We start from the raw sequence: 3636 nt of genomic DNA, 5'->3' as shown, positions 1-3636 counted from the left end.
GAATACCCCGCGCGCTGGTGGCATGCGCTGGAGGACGGGCGCCTCCAGTGCGACCTGTGTCCTCGCGACTGCAAGCTGCACGAGGGCCAGCGGGGCATGTGTTTCGTGCGGCAGCGCACGGGCGACCGGCTGGTGTTGAGCACGTATGGGCGCTCATCGGGGTTCTGCGTGGACCCCATCGAGAAGAAGCCCCTGGTGCACTTCCATCCGGGCAGCAGCGTGCTGTCCTTCGGGACGGCCGGGTGCAACCTGGCGTGCCGCTTCTGCCAGAACTGGGACATCTCCAAGTCGCGCGAGATGGACCGACTCACCGACGAGGCGACTCCCGAGGCCATCGCCCGCGCCGCCGAGGCGTACGGCTGCCGGAGCGTGGCCTTCACGTACAACGACCCGGTCATCTTCGCCGAGTACGCCATGGACGTGGCGGATGCGTGCCATGCGCGCGGCATCCAGACGGTGGCGGTGACGGCGGGCTACATGCACGCCGAGCCACGCCGTGACTTCTACGCGAAGATGGACGCGGCGAACGTGGACCTGAAGGCCTTCACCGAGGACTTCTACTTCCAGCTCACCGCCGCGCACCTCCAGCCGGTGCTGGAGACGCTCGAGTACCTCCGGCACGAGACGAAGACGTGGCTGGAGATCACCACGCTGCTGATTCCGGGGAAGAACGACTCGGACGCGGAGGTGGGGGCGATGAGCGAGTGGCTGATGGAGCACCTGGGCCCGGACGTGCCGCTGCACTTCACGGCGTTCCACCCGGACTACAAGATGCGGGACCTCCCGCCCACGCCGCCCGCCACGCTGCGCCGGGCGAGGGAGATCGCTCGCAAGGCGGGGCTGCGGTACGTGTACACGGGCAACACGCACGACCCCGCGGGCGAGACGACGCTGTGCCCGGATTGCGGCACGGCCCTCATCGTGCGCGACTGGCACCAACTCCTGACGTACCGGCTCACGCAGGAGGGCAAGTGCCCGGACTGCGGAGCGAAGGTGCCGGGACACTTCGACACGAAGCCGGGAGACTTCGGCCGCCGCCGGCTGCCTGTCGCCGTGATGTGAGGGTCATCCTGCGGCTTCAGCGAAGCCGTCCTGCTACCTTTCGTGTAGTAGAACGCGCCAACGTCCCCCTTTCCGAGCCCATGATCCACAAGCTGACCCTGCAGAACTTCAAAGGCATCGAGTCGGCGGAACTCGCCTTCGACCGATTCACGGTGCTCGTTGGGCCGAATGCTTCGGGGAAGACGAGCGTACTGCAGGCGCTGGATCTGCTTTCGGCTTTTGCCGATCCGTCCCTACAGCGCAGCCACATCATCCAGCAGTACGGGGGTCTTTCCGCCATCAGGCGGAGCAGCGAGTCCCAGGTTTTCCTTCAGGCAGAGGGAGAATGGAGTCAGAAGCCGGGCATCCTTCGGATGGCGCTTGAGGCCACGAAACAGCAGTCGGCCGACAATCTGCGCCAACTGCTGAATGTGCGAGGACAGTGGGGTGGGCAGGACTTCGAGATACCGGACGGTCCAGGCAGTGCGCTGGAACGTGCCAACAGGGAAATCGGTCCCCAGCCCAAGCTGCCGCTTGCGCTGGTGGACTTGACCGCCAGCGTCCTCCTGCGTCTGGAGTCGCGGCGCCTTGCCGAGCCGTCCTACGCGGAGTCAGTCGAGCCCAGGATCGACACGGACGGGGCGGGCCTCGCCTCCGTGCTGGCGCAGATGGCCCTGAATCGGCCAGAAGATTTCGCGGAACTCCTGGGCGCACTTCGTGCCGTGATTCCCCATGTCGTTCGGGTTCGGCTCTCCCTGGCGGAGCTCAAACGCCAGGAAGCGGAAACGCTCCGCATCAACGATGAGCCCATCACCCGGCACGTGACACGGACCTACTCCGGTCACCGCATCCTTCTCGACACGAAGTCAGGCACTGGAATCCCGAGTGAGGCGGCAAGTGAGGGCACACTCCTGGTCCTCGGCCTCCTCACCGTCTTGATGAGCTCTCCAAGGCCCAAGCTGGTGCTGCTCGACGACCTGGACCGTGGCCTGCATCCAAAAGCCCAACGAGACCTGGTGACCCAGCTCCGCAAGCTGCTGGAGCGCGACCCGGAGCTGCAGATCATCGCCACCAGCCACTCGCCGTATCTCGTGGACCACCTCGAGCCGCGGGAGGTCAGGCTGTCCACCGTGCTCCCCGACGGCACCATCCGCTTCGCCGCGCTCACGGACCATCCGGATTTCGAGCGCTGGAAGGAAGCGATGCGGCCCGGTGAGTTCTGGAGCACGGTAGGCGAGCAGTGGGTGGGCGAACGAGGAACGGAGCAGGCCTGATGGCGGATGCAGCTCGCTCCATCATCGTCATCTGCGAGGCCGCCGCCGACCAGCGGACAGCCTGTGGCATCGTGGATCGCATCCTGAGTCAGAGCGTGGACTGGATGCAGCCCGAGGTGCTTGATGCCCTGCGAGAATGGCGCGGGCTGACCAAGAGCGAGCCGTTCCTCGCATGGAAGAACCTTCACGCTCGCGCCGATGCGGCCAATATCCACATCAATGGCCTTTTCGGCGGTGAGCCGGGAGCTCCGGATGCCTTCATCGCGCGCCGTGCTCTGGCCCTCCTGACGACACAGGGAGAGCGCAATATCGATGCCGTGCTGCTGCTGCGGGACAGCGACATGGACACCCGCCGGTATAAGGGCCTCGAACAAGCCCGGGCACAGACCAGTGGCCTTGGTCCCATCATCATCGGTGTCGCCCATCCCAAGCGCGAGGCCTGGGTCCTGGCTGGATTCCATGCGGCCACTGATGACGAGCGGTCAAGGCTCGAAGCGCTTCGGCGAGCGCTCGGCTTCGATCCGCGTCTCCATGCGGAGGATTTGACCGCCGCCAAGCACGGAGCAAAGCGGGATGCCAAGCGAGTCCTAAGCGAGCTGACCCAGGGGGACCACCAGCGGGAAGTCGTGTGCTGGACGGAGGCCCCGCTGGAGCAACTCGAAGCCCGGGGAAAGGGGACGGGCCTCGCGGACTTCATCCAGGAGGTGCGTGAACGGCTCGTGCCCCTCTGGACTGGACGCCCTGCGACCCAGCAGGATTAAACTCGCGGTGGGCGAGTACGGTGTGCGCTGCTCGACGCCTGATGCGGCGCGGCAGAGCCCGTCCGTGAGCACGGCCGAGCGCGGCGCAGGCATGCCCGTTAGGCATAGGCGCAGTGCTGGACTCCGATGCCTCACCCATCCGTCTTACCCTCGTCGCCGAGGACCCGCTCGCCCGAGGAGCGCTCTCCCGCGCCCTCACGGAGCAGGGCGACGACATCGCCGTCATCGCGTCCGGCACCCTGGCGGAGGTGGAGTCCTCGCGCCCGGACGTCGCTCCCGATGTCGTGCTGTGGGACGTGGGCCTGCACCTGGCCGAGCCCGGTGGACGGCTCGATGCGCCCGAGCTCGGCGCCCCCGTGCTCGCGCTCGTCCCCGATGAGCCCGCTGGAGAGGCGGCACTCTCCACGGGGGCCCGGGGGTTGCTCTTCCGGGACGTGGCTCCCGCCCCCCTGCTCGCCGCGCTCCGAGCCGTGGCGCGAGGACTCACCGTGTTCGACCCGGCCCTCGTCGCGCTGCGAGCCACACCACGCGCCCCGGCGCCCACCTCGACGCCCGAGGGC

General features: G+C 67.2%; 4 protein-coding genes. All 4 read left to right on the top strand.

What is annotated here, in order from left to right; all coding sequences use genetic code 11:
* The coding region (gene amrS, locus VF697_RS14170; RefSeq protein WP_331095206.1) for an AmmeMemoRadiSam system radical SAM enzyme at window positions 1-1062 on the top strand (1062 nt) is incomplete at its 5' end.
* An 80-nt stretch (window positions 1063-1142) separates the two neighbouring features.
* Complete coding sequence (locus VF697_RS14165) at window positions 1143-2315, top strand: AAA family ATPase (RefSeq protein WP_331095204.1); 1173 nt, start codon at window positions 1143-1145, stop codon at window positions 2313-2315.
* A complete protein-coding gene (locus VF697_RS14160; protein ID WP_331095202.1) occupies window positions 2315-3076 on the top strand; it encodes a hypothetical protein in 762 nt (253 codons plus the stop codon). The genes VF697_RS14165 and VF697_RS14160 overlap by 1 nt, the downstream gene beginning before the upstream one ends.
* A 113-nt stretch (window positions 3077-3189) precedes the next feature.
* Window positions 3190-3636, top strand: a 447-nt coding sequence (locus VF697_RS14155) for a DNA-binding response regulator (RefSeq protein WP_331095201.1), incomplete at its 3' end; no start/stop codon positions are given.

The sequence above is a fragment of the Archangium sp. genome (assembly GCF_036388035.1).
Taxonomy (GTDB): domain Bacteria; phylum Myxococcota; class Myxococcia; order Myxococcales; family Myxococcaceae; genus Archangium.
The sequence above is the reverse complement of the archived record's forward strand: the minus strand, read 5'-3'. Positions and strand labels throughout refer to the sequence as shown.